This window comes from Streptomyces sp. NPDC031445 (assembly GCF_055581365.1).
This window is the reverse complement of the sequence record NZ_JBVIJO010000001.1, coordinates 654973-675767: the sequence shown is the minus strand read 5'-3', so window position 1 is coordinate 675767 and position 20795 is coordinate 654973. Positions and strand designations below refer to the sequence as shown.

General features: G+C 71.8%; 17 protein-coding genes. 10 read left to right on the top strand and 7 right to left on the bottom strand.

Annotated elements, in window-relative coordinates; genetic code table 11:
- Positions 1 to 90: 90 nt before the first annotated feature.
- Complete coding sequence (locus ACZ5DC_RS02725; RefSeq protein ID WP_468648680.1) at positions 91 to 1575, bottom strand: alpha/beta fold hydrolase; 1485 nt, start codon at positions 1573 to 1575, stop codon at positions 91 to 93.
- Positions 1576 to 2177: 602 nt separating this feature from the next.
- Between ACZ5DC_RS02725 and ACZ5DC_RS02720 the strand changes: the two genes are divergently transcribed.
- Both ACZ5DC_RS02720 and ACZ5DC_RS02715 read left to right on the top strand, forming a co-directional pair.
- Positions 2178 to 2501, top strand: a complete 324-nt coding sequence (locus tag ACZ5DC_RS02720) for a 2Fe-2S iron-sulfur cluster-binding protein (protein WP_468648678.1) — start codon at positions 2178 to 2180, stop codon at positions 2499 to 2501.
- A complete protein-coding gene (locus ACZ5DC_RS02715) occupies positions 2501 to 3736 on the top strand; it encodes an NAD(P)/FAD-dependent oxidoreductase (protein WP_468648676.1) in 1236 nt (411 codons plus the stop codon). The genes ACZ5DC_RS02720 and ACZ5DC_RS02715 overlap by 1 nt, the downstream gene beginning before the upstream one ends.
- A 227-nt stretch (positions 3737 to 3963) precedes the next feature.
- On the opposite strand, the gene ACZ5DC_RS02710 is transcribed toward ACZ5DC_RS02715, so the two are convergent.
- Positions 3964 to 5064 carry a winged helix DNA-binding domain-containing protein gene (locus tag ACZ5DC_RS02710; RefSeq protein ID WP_468648674.1) on the bottom strand — a complete coding sequence of 367 codons (1101 nt, stop codon included), beginning with the start codon at positions 5062 to 5064 and terminating at the stop codon, positions 3964 to 3966.
- A gap of 170 nt (positions 5065 to 5234) precedes the next feature.
- Between ACZ5DC_RS02710 and ACZ5DC_RS02705 the strand changes: the two genes are divergently transcribed.
- Positions 5235 to 6461, top strand: a complete 1227-nt coding sequence (locus ACZ5DC_RS02705; protein ID WP_468648672.1) for a cytochrome P450 family protein — start codon at positions 5235 to 5237, stop codon at positions 6459 to 6461.
- A gap of 79 nt (positions 6462 to 6540) precedes the next feature.
- Complete coding sequence (locus tag ACZ5DC_RS02700; protein ID WP_468648670.1) at positions 6541 to 6849, top strand: hypothetical protein; 309 nt, start codon at positions 6541 to 6543, stop codon at positions 6847 to 6849.
- A gap of 58 nt (positions 6850 to 6907) precedes the next feature.
- Here ACZ5DC_RS02700 and ACZ5DC_RS02695 read toward each other — a convergent pair whose 3' ends face one another.
- The 3 genes from ACZ5DC_RS02695 to ACZ5DC_RS02685 form a co-directional block, all read right to left on the bottom strand.
- On the bottom strand, positions 6908 to 7945 hold the full coding sequence (locus ACZ5DC_RS02695) for a zinc-binding dehydrogenase (protein ID WP_468648668.1): 1038 nt from the start codon (positions 7943 to 7945) through the stop codon (positions 6908 to 6910).
- A gap of 61 nt (positions 7946 to 8006) precedes the next feature.
- Positions 8007 to 9305 carry an MFS transporter gene (locus tag ACZ5DC_RS02690; protein ID WP_468648666.1) on the bottom strand — a complete coding sequence of 433 codons (1299 nt, stop codon included), beginning with the start codon at positions 9303 to 9305 and terminating at the stop codon, positions 8007 to 8009.
- Positions 9306 to 9475: 170 nt separating this feature from the next.
- The gene (locus ACZ5DC_RS02685) at positions 9476 to 10258 is read right to left on the bottom strand and encodes an SDR family NAD(P)-dependent oxidoreductase (protein WP_468648664.1); all 783 of its coding nucleotides are present in this window, start codon (positions 10256 to 10258) and stop codon (positions 9476 to 9478) included.
- A 211-nt stretch (positions 10259 to 10469) separates the two neighbouring features.
- Here ACZ5DC_RS02685 and ACZ5DC_RS02680 point away from each other — a divergent pair, with 211 nt between their 5' ends.
- The 5 genes from ACZ5DC_RS02680 to ACZ5DC_RS02660 all read left to right on the top strand — a co-directional run bounded on the left by ACZ5DC_RS02680 (position 10470) and on the right by ACZ5DC_RS02660 (position 17373).
- On the top strand, positions 10470 to 11696 hold the full coding sequence (locus tag ACZ5DC_RS02680; protein WP_468648662.1) for a CaiB/BaiF CoA transferase family protein: 1227 nt from the start codon (positions 10470 to 10472) through the stop codon (positions 11694 to 11696).
- 81 nt (positions 11697 to 11777) lie between these two features.
- Positions 11778 to 13409, top strand: coding sequence for a citramalate synthase (gene cimA / locus ACZ5DC_RS02675; RefSeq protein WP_468648660.1), 1632 nt, complete (start codon positions 11778 to 11780; stop codon positions 13407 to 13409).
- Positions 13410 to 13436: 27 nt separating this feature from the next.
- The gene (locus tag ACZ5DC_RS02670) at positions 13437 to 14471 is read left to right on the top strand and encodes a ketoacyl-ACP synthase III family protein (RefSeq protein ID WP_468648658.1); all 1035 of its coding nucleotides are present in this window, start codon (positions 13437 to 13439) and stop codon (positions 14469 to 14471) included.
- Positions 14472 to 14545: 74 nt separating this feature from the next.
- A complete protein-coding gene (locus tag ACZ5DC_RS02665) occupies positions 14546 to 15505 on the top strand; it encodes an aromatase/cyclase (protein WP_468648656.1) in 960 nt (319 codons plus the stop codon).
- Between the two features lie 128 nt (positions 15506 to 15633).
- Positions 15634 to 17373, top strand: coding sequence for an AMP-binding protein (locus tag ACZ5DC_RS02660; protein WP_468648654.1), 1740 nt, complete (start codon positions 15634 to 15636; stop codon positions 17371 to 17373).
- Positions 17374 to 17414: 41 nt separating this feature from the next.
- Here the strand turns inward: ACZ5DC_RS02660 and ACZ5DC_RS02655 are convergent, their stop codons facing one another.
- On the bottom strand, positions 17415 to 18026 hold the full coding sequence (locus ACZ5DC_RS02655) for a response regulator transcription factor (protein ID WP_468648652.1): 612 nt from the start codon (positions 18024 to 18026) through the stop codon (positions 17415 to 17417).
- A gap of 15 nt (positions 18027 to 18041) precedes the next feature.
- The gene (locus ACZ5DC_RS02650; RefSeq protein WP_468648650.1) at positions 18042 to 19223 is read right to left on the bottom strand and encodes a sensor histidine kinase; all 1182 of its coding nucleotides are present in this window, start codon (positions 19221 to 19223) and stop codon (positions 18042 to 18044) included.
- 686 nt (positions 19224 to 19909) lie between these two features.
- On the opposite strand from ACZ5DC_RS02650, the gene ACZ5DC_RS02645 reads away from it, so the two are divergent.
- Complete coding sequence (locus ACZ5DC_RS02645) at positions 19910 to 20701, top strand: AfsR/SARP family transcriptional regulator (RefSeq protein ID WP_468648648.1); 792 nt, start codon at positions 19910 to 19912, stop codon at positions 20699 to 20701.
- The last annotated feature ends 94 nt before the right edge of the window (positions 20702 to 20795 follow it).

Genomic DNA, 20795 nt, shown 5'->3' with positions numbered 1-20795 from the left:
AGGACCTCCCGACCCCGGCCGCCCCCCCCACGTCTCCGCACCTCCTCCTTCTCCCCCCCCCCCCCCCCCCCCCCCCCCCCCCGCGACGGTTCAGTCGGTGTCGGCGGGGATGTCCGGGCGGGGCGACACGCCTCGGCAGACGGTGCCCTGCGCGGGCAGCCGGCCCTCCACCAGGTAGCGGTGCACGACGGCGTCGACGTGCGGGTTGGCGCCGAGGACGTAGATCTCGTGCTCGCCGGAATCCTCCACCGTCAGCAGTCTGTGGCCCAGCAGCTCCGCCATGGCGACGCCCCCCGCGTAATGGTCCATCGGGTCTCCGTCGGCCTGGACGACCAGGCCCGTCGGGCAGCAGCCACGGCGCAGGCGCGTCGGCGGCTCGGCCGGCTGGAACGTGCGGAAGGCCCCGACCCAGGGCTGGGCGCGCAACACTCCGTAGCCGTAGGGGAAGCGCTTGCGGAAGTCACGCATGTCGTTGTAGTAGACCTCCAGGTCGGAGGGCCATTCGTGTTCGAGGGTGACGGCCTCCAGCACGGCGACGCGCAGCGTGCCCTCGCTGTCCGCGGCCCGCCAGACGGCCTGCTCGGACAGCAGTTCCTCGCAGGCCCGCGGGCCCGCACCGCCGGGTGCCGCCGCGGCCAGCAGCGCGCCGACGGCCTCGGCGAGTTCAGCCCACCGCCCGCGGTCGGCGGAACGGGTCCCCACCGCTCCGTCGAAGAGCGTGCGCAGCCGGACACCGCCGGGCTGGCGCTCCAGCAGACCGGCGGCCCGCTCCACGGCCGAGAGCACCTGCGCGCGCCCGCGGCCCAGTCCGAAGACAGTGTGGCGCTGTCCGGTCCACCGGGCCCACTGGTTCACGTTGCGGTGCACGGCGTCGCCCTGCCACAGGAACTGTTCACGCCAGGTCCACCGAGGTCCGACGCAGGAGTCGAGCACGCTGCGGTCCAGGTGTGCCGGGAACATGCTGGCGTAGACGGCCCCGACGTAGGCGCCGTAGGCGTAGCCGACGAAGTTCAGGTGCGGCTCACCGAGCACCTGGCGGATCACGTCCATGTCCCGGGCGGTGTTGCGGGTGCTGATGTGGCGGCGCAGGGCGCCCCCGGCCCGGTTGCAGGCCAGCTCCCGCTGCCGCATGTCCTCCGCGAGCTGGTGGAACGCCGAGTCGGGGGGCCTCGAGTCGAACGGCGCGGTCGGAGTGGAGACCTCGGCGTAGAGCCTCGTCGACGCACCGGTGCCTCGCGGATCGAAGCCGATCAGGTCGTAGACCTGGTGCAGTTCGGTCTCGGCGTACTTCTCCGGCAGGGACCTGCCGAGTCCCCCGTCGCCGCCGGGACCGCCGTTGACGGCCAGCAGGATGCCACGGCGCCGCTCGGGGTCGGCGGCGCGCAGCCGGCTGATGGCGAGCGTGATGCGTTCCCCGGACGGGTCCGCGTAATCGCGGGGCACTTCGATGGTCGCGTATTCGATGCCGGGAAAGCCCTCCCCGCCGGCGAAGGGCTCCGCCGACCAGCGCGGCCGCTGGGTGCCGAACTCATCGAGGGTGTGCGCCGCATCGGTGCCGGGCCAAATGGTTGCCACCTCGTACCTCCGTTCGTATCAGGGCGTCCAGGGTTACGGGTGCGCCTCGAAGCCCCCTGGAACGACGTCGGACCGTCGTCGGCCGCGACCGGTGTGGGTCGGCGGCCGGAACGCCCCGCTCGCCCCGGGACGGTGAGGGCCACCAGGAGGCCGAGCGCGGCGCGGCCCGCCACCCCGACGAGGGCCGCTCCGTGGGCGCACGCCAGGATCCCGGGGCCGCCACGGTGCCGTTCGCTCCGCGGCTGCGGGGGACGGCGGGAGCGGCCGGAGCCACCAGCCCGCGGCCACCCCCTGCCTGCCGCCCGAGCGTGCCGGGCGGCCTGCGGGATGCGGCGAGGACCCCAGCGGATCGGGCTCGTAGGCGGCGTCCCGCGCCGGCCCGGGCACACCCACGCGGCGCAGGCCGTCCCTGCTCCGGCCGGGTCCGCGCCGCCTTCGTCATCGGCGTCCTCTCCCGCGTGGTCGTCGGCCGCGGTCGTCGACGGCTGGCACCGGCCAGGGCCGGGCCAGGCGGCTTCGAGGCTTTCTCGACCGCCCTCCCAGCCGAGGCCGTCACAGTGACCCGCTCAGCCGGTCACGCGGCCTGCCACGAGGAGGGCACCATGGCCAAGATCACGTACAAGCATCCCGACGGCACGGAGACCGTCGTGGAGGTGACGGCTCCCAACACGGTCATGCGGGGCGCGAAGCTGAACAACGTCGAGGGCATCGTGGCCCAGTGCGGCGGCTCGGCCCAGTGCGGGACGTGCCACGTGTACATCGACGAGGGCAACACGCTGCCGCTCCCTGAGATGCACGAGGCCGAGGACGACGTGCTGTACGGCACGGCCGCCGAGCGCCGGCCCACCAGCCGGCTCAGCTGCCAACTGCCCGTCTCGGAAGCCATCGACGGGTTGGTCGTGCACCTCCCGGCGACCCAGGTGTGATGGGTACCGCGCCGGTCGTCATCGTCGGGGCGGGCCATGCCGGACTGGAGGCTGCGGCGGCGCTGCGGGCGGAAGGCCATACCCGTCCCATCATCCTGGTCGGCGCGGAGACCGCGCCTCCGTACGCGCGACCGCCGTTGTCGAAGGGCTATCTCACCGGGCAGGTCCGCAGGGACGAGCTGTGGCTGCGCCCCGACAGCTTCTTCGGCGAACAGCACATCACCGCGGTGCTCGGGGACAGTGTCGTCGAGATCGACCGTGACGCGGGCCGGGTGAGACTCGCATCGGGAGGGCGGGTCGCCTACGACACGCTGATCCTGGCCACCGGGGCCAGGCCCCGCCGGCTGAGTGTCCCGGGAGCGGACCTGGAGGGTGTCGTGGCCCTGCGGAGCCTCTCCGACGCGGATGAACTGCGGCGCGCGCTGAGCGACTGCGGTGATGTGTTGGTGGTCGGCGGTGGGTTCATCGGTCTGGAGGTGGCGTCCGTCGCGCGCGGGCTGGGCCGGCGGGTCACCGTCGTGGAGTCCGGGCCGCGCCTGATGAGCCGTTCGGTCAGCCAGGCGCTCTCCGCCCACCTCCTGGATCTGCACAGGGCCGAGGGCACCCGGGTCCTGCTCGGACGGGAGCTGGTCGCCCTGCGAGGCTCGGGAGGCCGCGTCAGTGTCGCCGAACTCAACAACGGCGAACGCGTCGCCGCGGACGTGGTGGTGGTCGGCGTCGGCGTCCTGCCGGACACCGCACTGGCCGCTCAGGCGGAACTGACCACGGGTGACGGCATCATCGTGGACCGGTGGCTGCGCACCTCCGACCGGGACGTGTACGCCATCGGGGACTGCGCTCGTTTCCCCACCCCCCACGCGCCGCGGCCAGTGCGGCTCGAGTCCCTCCAGAACGCTTCCGACCAGGCCCGTTGCGTGGCCGCCGCACTCGCCGGGCAACCGCGGCCCTACACGTCCGTGCCCTGGTTCTGGACCGAGCAGTGCGGTGCCAGGGTGCAGATGGCCGGCATCACCCGGTTTCACGATCGTGCGGTCGTCTCCGGATCACCGGCCGAGGGACGGTTCTCGGTCTTCTGTTTCCGCGGCGGCCGCCTCGTGGGGGCCGAATCGGTGAACCGATCGGCCGACCACATGGTCACACGCCGGCTGCTGGCCGACGGCGCGGCCGGACCGACTCCGGACGATGTCGCCCGTCCCGGCTTCGACATCCGGCGGCATCCGGCACAACACGTCTGACCCGGGGAGTGCCTCCGGGGTTCCGTCGCGGAGCCTGGTGAACGGGACGCCGACGCGGTGGCGGGCGAGGCGGAGGAGCGTCTGGGGCCAGGTGGGCGGCGCTGGGAAAGAGCGCTCACGCCGGGCCCGGAGGCCAGCGGCCCTCCTGCAGGACCGCGAAGGAGACAACGGGGACAAACAACGGGGAGAGGGGCTGGGGCGACGGTACGCCGTCCCAGCCCCTCCCGTCACGCGCTCCGCTCCGGTTCGGGTCCGAGCCGGACGTCCCGCCGGGCTCCGTCCGGGAGCACGAACTCCGCCAGGCGCCACGCCTCCTCCGACACGGCCGCGCGATCGGCCCTGGGCAGGGTCCGGAACGGGGACACGAGCAGCCGGTCCTCCTCGACCGACCAGGTGCCGCTCACGAAGCCGTCGACGAGGAAGGTGGGCAACACCCTCGCCTGCCCCGGAGCGACCAGCTTCCGGTACTCGTCGGCGATCACCCGGCTGCGGTCCGCGTGGCCGAGGAGGAGGTTGTCGAAGGCGGGAAGGAAGCGCACCGGCGCCGGACGGTCCGGGTCACCGGGATCCGCCTCCGGCAGGTCGAACAGCTCCCTGCCCTGCTCGTCGCGGTGGACCCGCAGCCGCGGCCGGAGCGCATCGACCACCTCGCGCAGTCTGCTCAGGCCGGACCACGCCTGGATGTCCTTCACATCAGCCGGGCCGAACGCCGCCAGATACCTGGTGACCATCGTCTCGATCCGCGGTGCCGGCTCCAGCGGCTGCCCGATCCAGTCTTCCGCGAGCGCGCACGGCACCCCTCCCCTGCGTCCCCACAGACCGCTCGGCGGTGGGTGGACCATCGGCACCAGGAAGTGCACGGACACGGCGAGGGCGTTGGCCTGGCGATCCGGGAAACGCTCGGCGAGCAGACTCCCCAGTTCCCGCCGGGTCAGAGTCCGGCCCGCCAGCAACCGCCGTCCGACGGCCGCGAGTTCGGACAGGTCGAGCCCTTCGATCTCGCGCCGCAGCCCTCCCAGCGGGGCGCGGTCCAGCCGAGGCTGGAGCAGCGGACGCAGCCAGAGGAAGTCCTGCGCGAGTGAGAGGTGCTGGGTGGTACGCAGGTGGGCACCGCGCACGACCCGGCGTTCGTGCAGCAGCGACGACAACGCCTCGTGCCGGAAGCCGGCGATCCGCGTCCACAGGCCCACGTATGGCGCGTCGGGGTCCTGCCCCTGCATCGCGACCAGACGCTCGACCACTTCGGGCACGGGCCGGGCGACGCGTTCGAGCAGCAACTGGCGTTGCAGCAGGGACCGGTTGAGCGCGCGTGTGGAGAGTAACGGCATGCCGCTCATTATCACCGGGGCCGCACCCGTCCCGTTTCCCGCCGGAGACGGTCCCGCCCCGCCCCTCATGAGCTGGGCGCGAGCAAAGGTCGAGGGGCACGGCCTACGTTCTCGGCCTGGGCGCCTGCCGCGCCTGCGTGGCCATCACATCCCGACTCCCTGGAGCCGTCATGACCGAGGCCCTGGTCGCCGATCTCACCGGATCGGACCCGAGTTTCACCGCCGACCCCTATCCGCTCTTCGCCGACCTGCGCGAGCGGGGTCCGGTTCACCGGGCCCGTGTCCTGGACGGACGTAACTGTTGGCTGATCACCGACTACGAGGTGGCGCGGGCCGCCTTCACCGATCCGCGGCTGAGCAACGACATACGCCATCTGAAGGCGTGGGAGAACCTCGGCCGGAACGTCGTGGGGAAGACCCTGATGCAGGTCGACCCGCCGGACCACACCCGTCTGCGCGGGTTCATCGCACGGGAGTTCACGCTACGCCGCGTGCAGTCGATGCGGCCGCGTGTCGAACGGATAGCCCACGAACTGCTCGACTCCCTCCTGCCGTTGGGCGAGGCGGACCTGGTCGAGTCCTATGCTCTGCCGCTTCCCCTGTCCGTCATCTGCGAACTGCTGGGTGTCCCCGAGGGGGACCGTGCGGACTTCCACCTGTGGTCGAGCGATCTGTCGGCGCCGCCCACACCCGAACGGGGGAACGCCGCGCAGGAGGCGATGACCGCCTATCTGTCGGCTCTGGTGCACAGCAAGCGCAGGGAGGGCGGCGAGGATCTGCTCGGCGCGATGGCACGTGCCGTGCACGACGACGGCGACCGGCTGTCCCCGGAGGAACTCCTCGGTATGGCGTTCCTGTTGCTGGTCGGCGGGCACGAGTCCACGGCGAACGTCATCTCCAGCGGAACGCTGGCCCTGCTGCGCAACCCCGACCAGCTCGCCGCGCTCCGGGCCGACTGGTCCCTGCTGGAAGCCGCGGTCGAGGAGGTCCTGCGGTTCGACGGGCCGGTGGAGGTGTCCGCGTACCGCTACACCACCGAGCCGGTGCTCATCGGCGACACCGAGATCCCTGCGGGCGAGGTGGTGCTGATCGGCATGGCGGCCGCCGGACGGGATTCCCGACGGTTCCGTGACGCGGACAGGTTCGATCTCGGCCGGGAGCTGCGGGACGTGCGCGCGCACCTCGCCTTCGGGCACGGTGTCCACCACTGCGTCGGTGCACCGCTGGCCCGTATGGAGAGCGGTATCGCCCTGCGCGCGTTGCTGGAGCGGTGCCCGGACCTGGCGCTGGCCGTGCCGTACGAGGACCTCACGTGGAAGCCGCCCACCTTCCAGTTGCGGGGTCTGCAGCACCTTCCTGTGCGGCTCACCCCGGTCGGACCGGCCGGCCGCGCGTAGCCGGCCGGTGTCCGCGGCACCGGCGGGAGAGCCGCCGCCCCGTGGTCCGCTGACCCCGGTCGGCACCTGGACGGCTCGGGTGAGCAGACCGGGAGGTGAATCGGTTGGCTCGTTCTGCTTCACGGCCCATGGACACGCGCTGCTCACCGCGGGCGGGATCGGTGCCGGGCGCTGGTCGTCGCTCGGGCCGGGTGGCTTCCTGTTCCGTATCACGGAGCCGGTCCTCGACGACCGCGGAGCCTGCGTCGGGTGGGTGGACATCGAGCAGCACGCGAGCCAGAGCGGCCAGTCCTTCACCAGCCGGGGGACATCCCGGGTCTACGACGTCGACGGCCGGCTGACCAGGGCCGTGCCGGTGGAGATCCGCGCGACCCGCGTCGGGTCCTGAGCGCGAGATGACATGGGGTGGCGGGTGCCGGGCGGCACCCGCCACCGTCGTCGTGCCGTCAGCCGGATGTGATCCGCACGGCGACGTTGCCCCGGTAGCTGCCGTTCAGCAGCGCGAGCATCGCCGCAGGAGCCTGGGCGAGGCCGCCCTGGACCGTGGTGTGCGGGAAGACGAAGCGGCCCTCGTGGTGCCACCGCGCGAAGTGTTCGTACCAGGCGTTGATCTGCTCGGGCGTGTGGTAGCAGGCGAAGGGCCTGATCTCCAGGTGCCTGGTGATGGCCCGCATGAGGTCGAGCCTCGGGTGACCGGCCTGACCGCCCCCGATCTGGCCCGCCAGCGCTCCGCACAGAGCGAAGCGCGCGTGCGGGGCCGCCACCTGGACCGCGGCCTCGAACTGCTCTCCGCCGACGTTGTCGAAGAACACGTTGATCCCGTCGGGCGCGAGTTCTCGCAGGCGGTCGACGACGGGCCCGTCGTGGTAGTCGAAGGCGGCGTCGTAGCCGAGTTCGTCGACCAGGTAGTCGGCCTTCTCCTTGCTGCCGGCGCTGCCGATCACCCGGGCGGCCCCGCGGCACTTGGCGATCTGCCCCGCGAGGGACCCGACCCCGCCCGCGGCGCCGGAGACGAAGACGACGTCCCCCTCGCCGGCCCGGGCGATGTCAGCCATCCCGTAGTAGGCGGTGGGGCCCTGGCTCAGGAAGTACACAGGGCTCGGGAACAGGTCCGCGGGGAGGTTGGCGTACGCCTCGGCGGGGCCCGTCGAGTACTCCGACCAGCCGCTCATGGAATGGACCAGGTCTCCGACGGCCAGTTTGTCGCTGGCGGACCGCACCACGGTGCCCAGCACCCCGCCACCGATGCGTTCGCCCGCCAGGAAGGGGGGAACCGGCAGCTGGCAGCCGGGCCGCATGAGGTCCGCGTAGGCTGCCGCCAGGGACAGGTAATCGGTGCGGACGAGCACCTCTCCCGCGTCCGGCTGCCGGACCGGCGTCTCCACGATGTCGAAGTGGCCGAGGGTCAGCTCACCCTCCAGCTGTTCGGTGAGCCGGACCTCCCGAGCCGTCTTCGGTACCTGCGGAACGTTCTGCGTGCTCATCGTTCTCCTTCCGTGGGGTGGTCTGTGGGCGAGCCGGGCCTCTGCGGCCGCGCGCGGTGGCTCAGACGGCCGTGGACGTGCCGCCCGCCGCCGCGCCCGTCCGTGACCCGTTCGACGGATACCGCCGGGGGTGCCGGGGCAGCGCGAACGTGAGCAGGAAGGCCGTCGTGAGCAGACAGGCGATCCACCGCAGAGTGTGGGAGAAGGCCGCGGAGACCGGATGTCCGGTGTCCAGCAGCCCGAAGAAGGCCACCGGGACCAGGCTCATCCCCAGCGCCGCCCCCAGCTGATAGGTCGTGTTTCCGAGCCCCGCCGCGGAGCGCAGGTGCTCGCGTGAAACCTCCGCCAGCAGCACCGTCGACAGCGGTGCGACCGTCAGGCCCATGCCGCCGCCGAGCAGTACCAGTGCCGGCAGAATCTGCCAGGGCTGGATGTCCGTGCCGTAGTGCTGCGTCTGCCAGCCGTACAGCAGCGCCCCGGTCAACTGCGTGAGCGCTCCGGCCTGGAGCACCTTCCGCCCGTGCCTCGGGAAGAGCGCGTCGCGTGACAGTCCGGCGAAGACGGCCACCGCCGCTCCGAAGAGCAGCATGCACAGAGCGGCCCGCAACGGGGACCAGCCGAGCCCGGCCTGCATGTGGAAGCACCAGGCGAGGAAGTAGATGCCGCCCAGGGTGCCGTAGACGAGTTCGATCCCGATGCCGACGGCGTAGCTCCGGATGGCGAAGAGGGCGGCCATGGCCGTCCCCGGCCAGCCCGGTGCAGGGGTCGGGTGGTCCCGGCACTCGACGATGCACAGGCCGCCGAGTACCAGACCCGCGAGCCCGATCGGCAGGTTGACCAGGAACACCGAGCGCCAGCCGAGGCCGAACGGGTCGCTCTCCAGGAGAGCGGCGCCGACCAGCGGGCCGGCCACCGAGCCCAGCCCGATCGCCGCGCCGAAGAGGGCCGCGGCCTTCCTCTGGCCGCCGGCGGGGAACACGGCGTCGATGATGAAGGGCACCTGGGGAACCATGAGCGCGGCCGCCGCACCCTGCGCCACCCGCGCGGCCACCAGCATCTCGTAGCTCGGCGCGATCCCGCCGAGCGCGGACGCGGCCGTGAAGGCCCCCATGCCGATGAGGAACACCCTCCGACGGCCGTGAACGCCGCCCAGCCGAGTGCCGGGCGCGAGGACGACGGCGAACGCGAGGGCGTAACCGCCGGTTATCCAAGGGAGCACGTCGTAGGGGACGCCGATGCCGGTCCTGATGCTCGGCAGGGCCACGTTGACCACGGAGAGGTCGACCAGGTCCATGAGGCTCGCCGCCATGACCACGGCCACGGCCGACCGGCGTATCCGGGCGACCGCCGACTTCGGCACTGACGTTGCGTCTGCCGCGGGACGGAGCGTGAACCTCATCGCATGTCTCCCTGCTCACGGTGGTGTTGGAGCCTCGTGAGCGACAGTAGGTGCCATTGAGGACGGGCAGTGTCCTCCAAGGGCAGCGCACCGGAGCGGAAGGGCGCACAGGCTTCCGGCGCGCTCCGCTCTCAGCGGTCCTGGCCGGCCTGGTCCGAGCCCGTGTCCATGCCCCCGTCGACGGTGATGACCTGGCCGGTGACCAACGACGACGCCGGGTCGGCCAGCCGCGTGATCCACGGGGTGATGTCGTCGACGTCCGCCACCCTCCCCAGCGGAATGCCGGAGGTGACCGCGTCGAACAGCCCCGCCACCTGCTGCGGTGTCATGCCGTTGGCCTCGTACGCCTCGGTGCGTACGAAGCCGGGGGCCACCGCGTTGACCCGGACCCCGTGCGGGGCGAGCTCCGCCGCCCAACTGCGGGTCAGGCTGTGCACGCCCGCCTTGCTCGCCGCGTACACCGAGCTTCCGGGCCCGGGGTTGTGGCCGGCCCGGCTGGAGACCAGGACGATGCTTCCCCGCTGCGCGAGCAGGTACGGCAGCAGGTGCCCGGTGACGAGCAACGGTCCCAGGAGGTTGGTGTCCAGCACCTCCCTCACGGTGTCCGGTCCAAGCGCGGCGAGCGGTGTGAAACGGAAGACACCGGCGTTGTGCACCAGGACGTCCAGCGCGCCGCCGCGGGCCCGCACCTCGTCGGCCAGCGCCTGCGCCCCCGATTCGCTCGTCACGTCGGCGGCCACCGCCACCACGGCCGGGTGCTCGGCCGCGACCTGGTCCAGACGCTCCTTGCGGCGGCCACAGACGATCACGGTGGTGGCGCCCTGCGCGGCGAAAGCCAGTGCGGTGGCACGGCCGATGCCCGTGCCACCACCGGTGACGACGACGGTACGGCCCGCGAAGGTTCGGTCCGGCATGGTTCCTCCTCGAAACAGTCGGTTGAGAGCGGACCGGCGGCTCATGCCCCGTGAGCCGAAGACGGCCGGGCGGCCAGCGTGGGTCACCGCGGTTGTGGCCGTCTGGACCTCGGGTGGACCGCGCGCACGAGGACGTGTCGCGTTCGAGCCGCTCTTGACCGGTGTGGTGGAGGCTGAACCACGGCCGTGTCGCCGATCGACGGAGCGTGCAATGTCAGCAACGTGTGGTCACCCACCCCCAGGACCGGAGGCGGACGCAAGCACGGGACCGCTGTCCGGGCTGCGCGTACTGGAGCTGACCGGCATCGGCCCGGCACCCTTCGCCTGCATGCTGCTGGCTGATCTGGGGGCCGAGGTGATCCGGGTCGAGCGGGCCGACGGTGACCGCCCCTTCGCCGAGTGGCACCGGGTGCTGGACCGGGGGCGCCGCTCGCTGGCTCTCGATCTGAAGAATCCCGATGCGGTGCGGGTCGCGCTGCGGCTGGCGGAACGGTGCGACGTCCTCGTCGAGGGGTTCCGCCCGGGAGTGGCCGAGCGTCTCGGCATCGGGCCGCACCCGTGCCATGACCGCAATCCCTCCCTTGTCTACGCCCGCATGACCGGGTGGGGGCAACACGGGCCGCTGGCCCGGACACCGGGGCACGACATCAACTACATCGCGCTGACGGGCGCCTTGCACGCGATCGGTCCGGCCGGGGGGCCGCCCGTTCCTCCGGTCAACCTGCTGGGCGACTTCGCCGGCGGCGGCATGCTGCTCTTCGGCGGCATCCTCGCGGCTGTGCTGGAGCAGCGGCGGACGGGCCGGGGCCGGGTGGTGGACGCGGCCATCGTGGACGGCACGGCACTGCTCATGAGCATGCTGCTGGGCATGTCGGGCAGCGGCCAGTGGCAGTCCGCCAGAGGCGGCAACCTGCTCGACGGCGGAGCGCCGTTCTACTGCGTGTACCCCTGCCGCGACGGGAGGTACGTCGCCGTGGGAGCCCTCGAGGACCGGTTCTTCGCGGCCCTGGTACGGGGTCTGGGACTGGACCCAGACCGGTTGCCGGACCGGTGGGAGCGCGACAACTGGGACGTGTTGCGGTCGGCGTTCGCGGACCGCTTCGCCCGGCGTACCCGCGACGAGTGGGCGGCCGCCTTCGCGGGCACCGACGCCTGCGTGACCCCGGTGCTGAACCTCGAGGAGGCGGCGCGTCATCCGCACCTGCGGACCCGCGGCACGTTCCTGGGGGACGGCCCTGCCCTCCGGCCCGCCCCCGCGCCGCGGTACGAGGGGATCCGGCCGCCCCGGCCCGGACCGGTCCCGGTCGCCGGCCGGCACACGCGCGAGGTCCTGGCCGAGTCCGGGTGGACCGAGGAGGAGATCGAGCGGCTGCTGTCGTCCGGCGCCGCCCGCGAGCCCCACGACGGCGTCCGACGGGAGGCGCCCAGCCGCTCTTGAGCGCGATGCGAGCACCCGGCCGCACGCTTCGCGTCACAGCCGACACCACCTGGTACCCAACCGGCTCCGGAGGAGGGGCAGATGGCAGGACAGGACTTCCAGCTCTACGACACGACCCTGCGGGACGGGACGCAGCAGGAGGGGCTCGTGCTGTCGGTGGACGACAAGCTCGCCGTGGCGCGCTGCCTGGACACACTGGGTGTGGGGTTCATCGAGGGTGGCTGGCCGGGAGCAGTACCGAAGGACACGGAGTTCTTCCGGCGTGCGGCCACCGAGTTACGCCTGGACAACGCCGTACTGGTGGCGTTCGGTGCCACCCGCAGACCCGAGACCTCGGCCGCGACCGACCCGCAGGTGCGGGCGATCCTCGCTGCCGGAACCCCGGTGGTGACCCTGGTGGCCAAGAGCCATCCCCGGCATGTGGAACTGGCCCTCAGGACCACCCTGGCCGAGAACCTCGCGGCGATCGGCAACACCGTGCGGCATCTGGTTCACGCCGGCCGCAGGGTCTTCCTCGACGCGGAGCACTTCTTCGACGGCCACCGGGCCAACCGCGCCTACGCCCTGGAAGTGGTGCGCACCGCCGCGGAGGCCGGGGCCGAGACCGTCGTGCTGTGCGACACCAACGGCGGTTCGCTGCCGGACGAGGTGGGCGAGGTGGTGACCGACACGCTCCAGGCCACGGGGGTGCCGCTCGGCATCCACTGCCACGACGATTCCGGGTGCGCGGTCGCCAACACCATGGCGGCGGTGGCCTGCGGAGCCCGCCACGTCCAGGGCACGGTGCACGGCTACGGCGAGCGATGCGGCAACGCCAATCTCCTCACGCTCGCCGCGAACCTGATCCTCAAGCGCGGCGTGCCGGCCCTGCCACCCGGCCGGTTGGGCGGCATGGTCGCCGTGGGCCGTGCCATCGCCGAGATCACGGGACGCTTCCCGGCCGAAGGCGTCCCGTACGTGGGAAGGTCGGCCTTCACCCACAAGGCCGGCCTGCATGCCTCCGCGCTGCGGGTGAACAGTGAGCTGTACCAGCACATCGACCCCCATGACGTCGGCAATGCCATGCGCACGCTGGTGTCAGACCTGGGCGGCCGGTCATCGGTCCTGCTCAAGGCCCGGGAGCTGGGCTACGACGTCGCCACCGCGGGGGAGGCTGTCGCACGGCTGGCCGCGAGGGTCAAGGAGCTGGAGCACCGCGGCTACAGCTTCGAATCAGCGGACGCCTCCTTCGAGTTGCTGCTGCGTGCGGAGCTGTCCGGGGACCGCGGTGTGCCGTCCGTCGACGTCCTCTCCTGGCACGTCGGCACGGGGGTGGGCGGCGCCGGCCGGGCGCGGTCCCGTGCCTCGGTGCGGCTGCGCGTGAACGGCGTGCCGGTCGAGGGCGACGGCGCAGGCGGCAGTCCGGCCGACGCCCTCGACCGGGCCGTGCACCGGGCCCTCGACCCGTGGTTCCCCCGGCTGCGGCGGCTGCGGCTGGCCGAGTACCAGGTCCGCCTTCCGGCCAGCGGGTCCGGCGGCAGGGTGACGGCCCGGGTGCTGGCCTCGTTCACGGACGGCCTCGGCCGGCTGAACACCGTGGGGGTGGACGGTGACGCCGATTCCGCCTTCCTCCAGGCGCTGATGGACGCCGTGCGGTACCTGCTGGCCCCGGACGACGGCCACGCCGCTGAAGCGCACGCCCCCGGCCACGAGCCGACCGCCACGGCGCACTGACGGACCGAGTCCCAGGACGGAATGACCATGCGTGTGGAAGGCATCTACATACGGGCCACCGGGGTCCGGCTCCCGGCCGGGCTGCGGGTGAGCGACGCGGTCGCCGCGGGCGAGTGCCCGCCGCGGACCGCCGACACCACCGGCGTCGTCTCGGTGGCGTACTCACCCGGCGAGTCGGCGGCGGAGATGGCGGTCGCGGCCGCCGGCTGCGCCCTGGACCGCGCCGGGGCGCAGGCGGACGACATCGACCTGATCCTGCACGCCGACACCTACCACCAGGGCCAGGACCTGTGGCCGGTGGCCTCCTACATCCAGCGTGAGACGCTCCGCAACACGTGCCCCGCCCTGGAGATCCGGCAGATGTCCAACGGCGGACTGGCCGCGCTCGACCTGGCCGCCGCGTACCTGAAGTCGGCGCCCGGCCGCCGCGAGGCCCTGTTGACCACCGCCGACCGGTTCTGCCCGCCCGGCATCGACCGCTGGCGCACCGACCCCGGCACGCCGTACGCCGACGGAGGTACCGCACTGGTGCTCTCCCGGCGCGGCGGGTTCGCCTCGGTGTCGTCGCTGGCGTTGTTCGCCGACTCCGAACTCGAGCCCCTGCATCGTGGCGACACCCCGTTCTCACCGGCGCCGTTCACCCACGGCATGCCCGTCGACTTCGACGCGGCCAAGCGCTCCTTCGTCGAGCGCATGGGTATCTCGTACGCGGTCGCCCGCAGCGGCGCGGGGCAGTACAGCGTCGTCAAGGAGGCATTGGCGGACGCCGGGATGGAACTCGCCGACGCTGCGTGGGTGATCCTTCCGCACTTCGGCCGCCGTCGGCTGCAGTCCATCTACTACAGGCCGTTCGGTATCGATCCGGACCGCACCACGTGGGACTGGAGCCGGACGGTCGGCCACCTGGGCGCCGGCGACCAGTTCGCGAGCCTGGACCGGCTCGTCGTGTCCGGCCTGGCCGCGCCCGGAGACCGCTGCGTCCTGATGTCGGTGGGCGCGGGATACAGCTGGGGTTGCGCGGTGGTCGACATCCTCGACCGTCCGGCGTGGGCCGCCGGCTGACGTCCGGTCCAGCGCACGCCCGGTCCCGACCCCGGAAGACGCCGCTGCGGCGGCCCTGCTGAGAGGAACGTCCTGTGGTGCGGAACAGTGCGGCAACGACCCATGTCACGGAGCACAGTGTCACCGTCGCGGCACCTGCCGCAGACGTCTACGATCTCGTCGCCGACGTGGGGGGCTGGCCCGACGTCTTCGGTCCGACGGTCCACGCCGAGGTGCTGGAGGAGACCGACCGGCACCAGTTGCTGCGGATCTGGGCGTTCGCGAACGGCCGGGTGCGGAACTGGACCTCCCGTCGGACCCTCGATCCCTCGACCCGCACGGTGACGTTCCGTCAGGTGGTGTCCGCCCCGCCGGTGGCGTCGATGGGCGGCACGTGGCGGATCGAAGAGACCGCGGACGGCTGCCGGGTGACGCTGCTGCACGACTACCGGGCCGTCGACGACGCCCCCGAGGCTCTACGCCTGATCGAGACCGCCCTGCACACCAACAGCACCGCGGAGCTGCGCGCGCTGAAGACCACAGGGGAGCGGTTCGCCGACTTCACGCAGTCGAGGTTCACCTTCAGCACCCACCAGGACATCAGCGGCGACCCGCGGGACGTGTTCGACTTCCTGGCGCGGGCCGAGTCGTGGCCGGACCGTCTTCCCCACGTCGCCCGGCTCGAGCTGCGCGAGGACGAGCCGGGCGTGCAGCACATGACCATGGACACCTACGGTCCGGACGGTTCCGTGCACACGACGTCCTCGGTCAGGCTCTGCTTTCCCGACCGGGGGCTGATCGTGTACAAGCAGACGACGCCACCCCCGGTGATGACCGGCCACACGGGGAGGTGGGTCGTGGATTCCGTCCCGGACGAGTCCGGTGCGCCCATGGTGCGTGCCACCTCCTGGCACACGGTCGTGCTCGACCCGGAGGGCGTGCGACGGGTCCTGGGCCCCGGAACGAAACTCTCCGAGGCTCGTGCCATGGTCCGTCGGTCCCTCGACGCCAACAGCTCCGCGACCCTGCTCCGGGCCGGCCAGTACGTGGAATAGCGCGCCGGGCAGGAACGCCCGGGACACCTCGTTTCCGCCCTCCGCCGCACGATGGCAGTTCCAGACCACCGATGCGTGACCGGGCTCGACGCCCTTCCTCCGGGCCCGGTTGCCTTCTAGGGGGAACGGTGAAGAACGACCGTCCGTATGGCGAGACGATCCGTGAGTGGGCCGCGACGACCCCCGACCAGGAGGCGCTGGTGTCCCTCGGCGAGAGCAGCGCGGATGTCCCGGTCGAGCGTCTGACCTACGGTGAACTCGACCGCGGCGCTGCCGCGCTGGCGGGCTGGCTGCGGGAGCGCGGTCCCGTCGGCCGGCGCGTGCTGGTGCTGCAGTCCTCTCCCCGGCTCTTCGCTGTCAGCCTGCTCGCCTGCGTGTACGCGGGCGTGGTCGCCGTGCCCGTCGCGGTGCCGGGCGCGAGCCGACATGACGCGGACCGTGTACTCGGTATCGCCAGGGACGCCTCGGCCGGCGTCGTCCTCACGGACGCCGCGACGGCTCCGGACGTCTCCGTGCTGCTGGCCCGTCACGGCCACGACCGGATCAGCTGCCTGTCGGTGGAGTCGGTGCTGGACGGGGACGAACTCCGCGCGCCGACGGCCGACGCCGGCGAACCGGCGCTGGTGCAGTACACGTCGGGTTCCGCCCGACACCCCCGCGGCGTGGTCCTGACCCACCGGAACCTGCTCGCCGGCCAGTGCGCACTCGCCCGGGCCCTGGACACGCGACCGGGCGACCGGATCGGCGGCTGGCTGCCAGTCCACCACGGCATGGGCCTGGTCGGACAGCTCCTGCACCCGCTGTGGCTCGGAGGCACCTGCGTCCTGCTCAGTCCGGGCCTGTTCAACCGTCGGCCGGCGGCCTGGCTGGAAGCCGTCTCGACCCACCGACTGCGCGTGAGCGGAGGTCCGGGCACGGCGTACGACCTGTGTGTGCGCCAGGTCGGTGACCGGGAACTGGCCGGGCTGGACCTGTCGGGCTGGGAGACGGCCGTGTGTGCGCCGGGGCTGGTCCGGCCCGGGACCCTGCGGGCCTTCGCCGACCGGTTCGCTCAGGCGGGCTTTCGGCCCGACGCGCTCAGGGCCTGCTACGGACCGGCCGAGGTGCCCCTGCTGGTGTCCGGTTTCCGCCCGGGTGGGCGGGCGGCCCACCGCACGGTGGACGTGGCGGCGCTGGAACAGCATGAGCTGCGTGACCCGGTGCCCGGACGCCCGACGCGCGCCCTCGCGGACTGCGGAATGCCCGTCGGTGCCGACCTGCGCATCGTCGATCCGGTGACTCTCGACGTCCTGCCGGACGGACGGACCGGGGAGATCTGGGTCCGGGGGCCGGCGCTCGCGCACGGCTACTGGAACCGCCCTCGGGAGACGGCGGAGAGGTTCGACGCCCGAACCGCCGGCGGCACGAACGGCTTCCTGCGCACCGGGGACCTCGGCGCACTGTCCGGCGGGCGTCTGTATGTGACCGGACGGCTCGAGGACACCGTTGTGCTGGCCGGCCGCCATCTGTTCCCCGGGGATCTGGAACGTGCTGTCCGCCAGGTCAGCGATCTTTTCGGGGCGTGCGCGGCCTTCGGCGTCGGTGCTGAGCAGGAGCACGTGGTGGTGGTCCTGGAGCTGCGGGGAAAGAGCCACTACGACATCGATCTCCCCGCTCTCGTCAGCGCGGTGCGGGAGCACCTCACCGAGGAGTTCCGGCTCGCCCCGGGCGGAGTGTTCCTCGTTCGCTCCGGGACGATACGCCGGACGGCCGGCGGCACGGTGAAGCGCAGCGAGTTGCGTCGGCTCCTGCTCGGCGGCGAACTCAAAGCCATCCACCAGCAGGTGGGGCGTGACGTCCGGGAACTCATCGGAGCCGGGGGCGCGTGAGCCGTCCCGGGCGCCCCGTCCGCCGCTCACCCGGCCGGCGCTCAGGGGATCCACCCCGCCTGCTCGGCGATACGGATGGCGTCGACCCGGTTGCGGGCGTTGAGTTTGGTCACGATGGAGGTCAGGTAGTTGCGGACGGTGCCCGTGGAGAGGTACAGGCGCCCGGCGATCTCCTCCGCCTCCGCACCTTGAGCCGCCAGCCTGAGCACCTCCAGCTCACGCCTGGTCAGAGGCGTGTCCTGTACGTCCCAGGCCGACAGTGCCAGCTCGGGATCGATGGCACGCTGCCCCGCCGCGACGGCACGGATGGCGTTGGCGAGCCGGTGCGGTTCGGAGTCCTTGAGCAGGAACCCGGAGACCCTGGCGTCCAGGGCACGGCGCAGTGTGCCTGAGCGGCCCAGCCCGGTCAGCATGATGGTGCGGCAGTCGGGCAGTTGCCGATGGAGTTCCGTCGCGGCGCTCAGCCCGTCGATCCCGGGGAGGCCGATGTCGATGACGGCGACGTCCGGCTGGGTCCTGAGGGCGGTCGGCACGATCAGGTCTCCGCGTCCGACCGCCGCCACCACTTCCAGGTCCCATTCCATTTCCAGCAGGGCGACCAGGGCTCCGCGCAGCATGGAGACGTCTTCGGCGATGAGGACTCTGACGGACAACGTGGTCCTCCGATCTCAGGAGGCCGGACGAACGGATTCCAGGGCGACGACCCGCGGCACCTCGCCCACCAGGTGGAACCAGCCGTCATCCGTCGCTCCCGCGTCGATGCGGCCCCCGACGAGATCGAACCGGCTGGCCAGGTTGTGGAGACCGCTGCCGTCCGGACAACGCTGTCCGGGAGCGCCACCGACGACGCCGTCGTTGGCCACCACGAGCCGGACCTTCCCCTGCTCGCCGACCACCCGGATCGTGAGGTGCTTGACGTGGGCGTGTCTGAGGGCGTTGGTCACGCCCTCGCGTACCGCGGTGGCCAGGACGGTGTCCACGGCGGGCGGCAGGCTCCCGCACCGGATGTCCACACACGTGACGACTCCGAGGGAGTGCAGTACCGACTCCACGGACGACACCTCGCTTTCCAGGGACATGCCTCGGTAACGCCGCGCCACCAGCCTCACGTCCGACAGGGCCTGGCGGGATATGCCGAGCACCTCGTCGATCTCCTTGCGCGCCTGATCCGGCCGGCTGGGCACCAGCCGGTAGATCAGCTCGCTCTTCAACGCGATCGACGAAAGGCTGTAACCGAGCAAGTCGTGCAGGTCCATGGAGAACCGGAGCCGTTCGCGCACGACAGCCCTGCGGGCCGTCTCTGCTCGCGAGGCCCATGCCTCCGCGACGAGATGGGTGAGACGGGCGAGACCGAGGACGACGAGTCCACCGAGACCGGCGGCCAGGGCGAAACCGATGGGAGGCAGCATGGGCGACCCTTGCACCGCGGCGCGCGCGGGTGCCTCGGCGACGACCAAGGCGTAGGCGCCCCAGGCACTTATTCCCGTGAGCAATAGCAGCGCGGAACCGGCCAGCGGCCCGGTCAACCCGATCCAATTCGCTCCTCCGAACGCGACGGCAAGGTATGTCGCTGTCGCGACCAAAAGGAAGAGAGAAATTCTGCGCACCGGCTCCCATCGCTGGCAGGAAAGGAAAGGGAGAGCCGCTTGAAAACCGAGCAGCGGTACCGCGCACAGCACAAAGGCGACGATTTCACTTGTCCCGGAAGCACCCCGCACCACTTCGACCGAAGCCAGCACACCGCTACTGAGCACCACGGCGACGATCAACGAGCGGGCGAATTGCAGAGCCGCGCGGGCGCGTTCCAGCCGCCTCCTGCCACAGGTCTCACCACCAAACAAGGAATCCACCTGTCCCCCGTATACCTGAGATCATTTGCACTATTGGCCATATTGCAAACGTCACCAGCACATCGGACCTCATGGTAAACAGGAAGCACTCCTGAAACAACAGAACCTATCCGCGCGAACACAGTCAGTGATTCAAACGTGCATAAACCAGCCTCCCCCGCCGCACAGCCCACTCCAGCAGTGCGGTCGATCGCCCACCCGGGGGCTTTGACGGTCCCTCCCCCGGTCCGGATCCGCCCGGGGCCGCGACGCCCCGCACGGCACCCCGTCGCGTTGCCGGGTCACCCGAGTACGCCCAGTAGGCGGAAATCCTCCGCCCTGCGACGCACCGCACCGGCCGGCGCCGCCCGATCCGACCTGGTCCGGAGGAAACCCCCCAGGGGCGGCCGGGCGGCAGCCGCCTCCTCGGCGTAACGGGAAACATGGCTGGTTCCTGCGGTGCACCGCTACGTGAAGGGATGGCACAGGGGGGGCGCATCCCGCGGCGCCGGCCGCCGTCCGTGGTCTCCGATCGACACATCACCACGTGGGGATTCTGCGTGTGCCCCTGTGACACTGGGTAGTGCGGCTCTCACAGGCCCGGTATGACTTATTCACAACGGCGCTCGTGCGTCCCTCACTGTGCCACCGATCACCCGGAGTGCGAGGCTCCACCACTGTCGTACCGGTGTGCGAGGGGAGTGCAGATGGAGATCAAGCTGCTGGGTCCGCTGAGCGCTGACGAGCACGGAATCTCGGTGGTGCCAAGTGCGGCCAAGCCCAGACAGATCCTCGCCGTGCTCGCCTTCCAGGCAGGGCGGGTCGTCACGGTGTCCACGCTGATGGAGGAGATCTGGGGAGAGGCCGTACCGCGCAGTGCGGCGACCACGCTACAGACCTACATCCTGCAGTTGCGCCGCAAAATCGCCGCGGCACTCCCGGACGACACCGAACGGGGAGCCAAGGACGTCCTGGTCACCCGGCACGGCGGCTATCTGCTCGATCTGCCTCCGGGGCAGGTGGACGCCCAGGAGTACGAGCAGTGTGCCTCCGCCGGACAGGCCGCGTTCGACGCGCACGACGACCACGCGGCATCCGAACTGCTCGGTACAGCCCTCGACATGTGGCGGGGGCCGGCTCTCGTCGACGTGCGCGTCGGAAGGGTGCTGGAGCTGGAGGTGCTGCGGATCGACCAGGACCGGCTGGCGGTGCTCGAGCGGCGTATCGCCGCGGACCTGCGGCTGGCCCGTCACTCCGCACTCGTGCCGGAGCTGACCGTCCTGGCGGCCCGTTACCCCATGCACGAGAACTTCTGTGCGCTGCTGATGCTGGCCGCCTACCGTTCCGGCAACGCCTGGCGGGCTCTTCAGGCGTTTCAGCAGCTGAGGGCCACTCTCATCGAGGAGTTGGGCATTGAGCCCTCCCCCCGGCTGCAGCGGCTGCACCAGTCGATACTGGCCGGTGACCCGGCGCTGGACCTGGAAGTCGCGGCTCTCTGAACCGATCCGCTCGCGCGGGGGCGTGGGCGTGCCCCGGCACGTCCGCGCCCCCGCGCCGGCGGCCCGCCCGGGCCCGGCCCCGTCTCTCCCGGCG

Bases quoted from the DNA above. Each gene is read 5' to 3' on its own strand.
- ACZ5DC_RS02645 (WP_468648648.1), top strand. From the start codon at position 19,910: ATGGAGATCAAGCTGCTGGGTCCGCTGAGCGCTGACGAGCACGGAATC.
- ACZ5DC_RS02715 (WP_468648676.1), top strand. From the start codon at position 2,501: ATGGGTACCGCGCCGGTCGTCATCGTCGGGGCGGGCCATGCCGGACTG.
- ACZ5DC_RS02670 (WP_468648658.1), top strand. From the start codon at position 13,437: ATGCGTGTGGAAGGCATCTACATACGGGCCACCGGGGTCCGGCTCCCG.
- ACZ5DC_RS02685 (WP_468648664.1), bottom strand. From the start codon at position 10,258: ATGCCGGACCGAACCTTCGCGGGCCGTACCGTCGTCGTCACCGGTGGT.
- ACZ5DC_RS02695 (WP_468648668.1), bottom strand. From the start codon at position 7,945: ATGAGCACGCAGAACGTTCCGCAGGTACCGAAGACGGCTCGGGAGGTC.
- ACZ5DC_RS02710 (WP_468648674.1), bottom strand. From the start codon at position 5,064: ATGCCGTTACTCTCCACACGCGCGCTCAACCGGTCCCTGCTGCAACGC.
- ACZ5DC_RS02680 (WP_468648662.1), top strand. From the start codon at position 10,470: ATGTCAGCAACGTGTGGTCACCCACCCCCAGGACCGGAGGCGGACGCA.
- ACZ5DC_RS02720 (WP_468648678.1), top strand. From the start codon at position 2,178: ATGGCCAAGATCACGTACAAGCATCCCGACGGCACGGAGACCGTCGTG.
- cimA (WP_468648660.1), top strand. From the start codon at position 11,778: ATGGCAGGACAGGACTTCCAGCTCTACGACACGACCCTGCGGGACGGG.
- ACZ5DC_RS02705 (WP_468648672.1), top strand. From the start codon at position 5,235: ATGACCGAGGCCCTGGTCGCCGATCTCACCGGATCGGACCCGAGTTTC.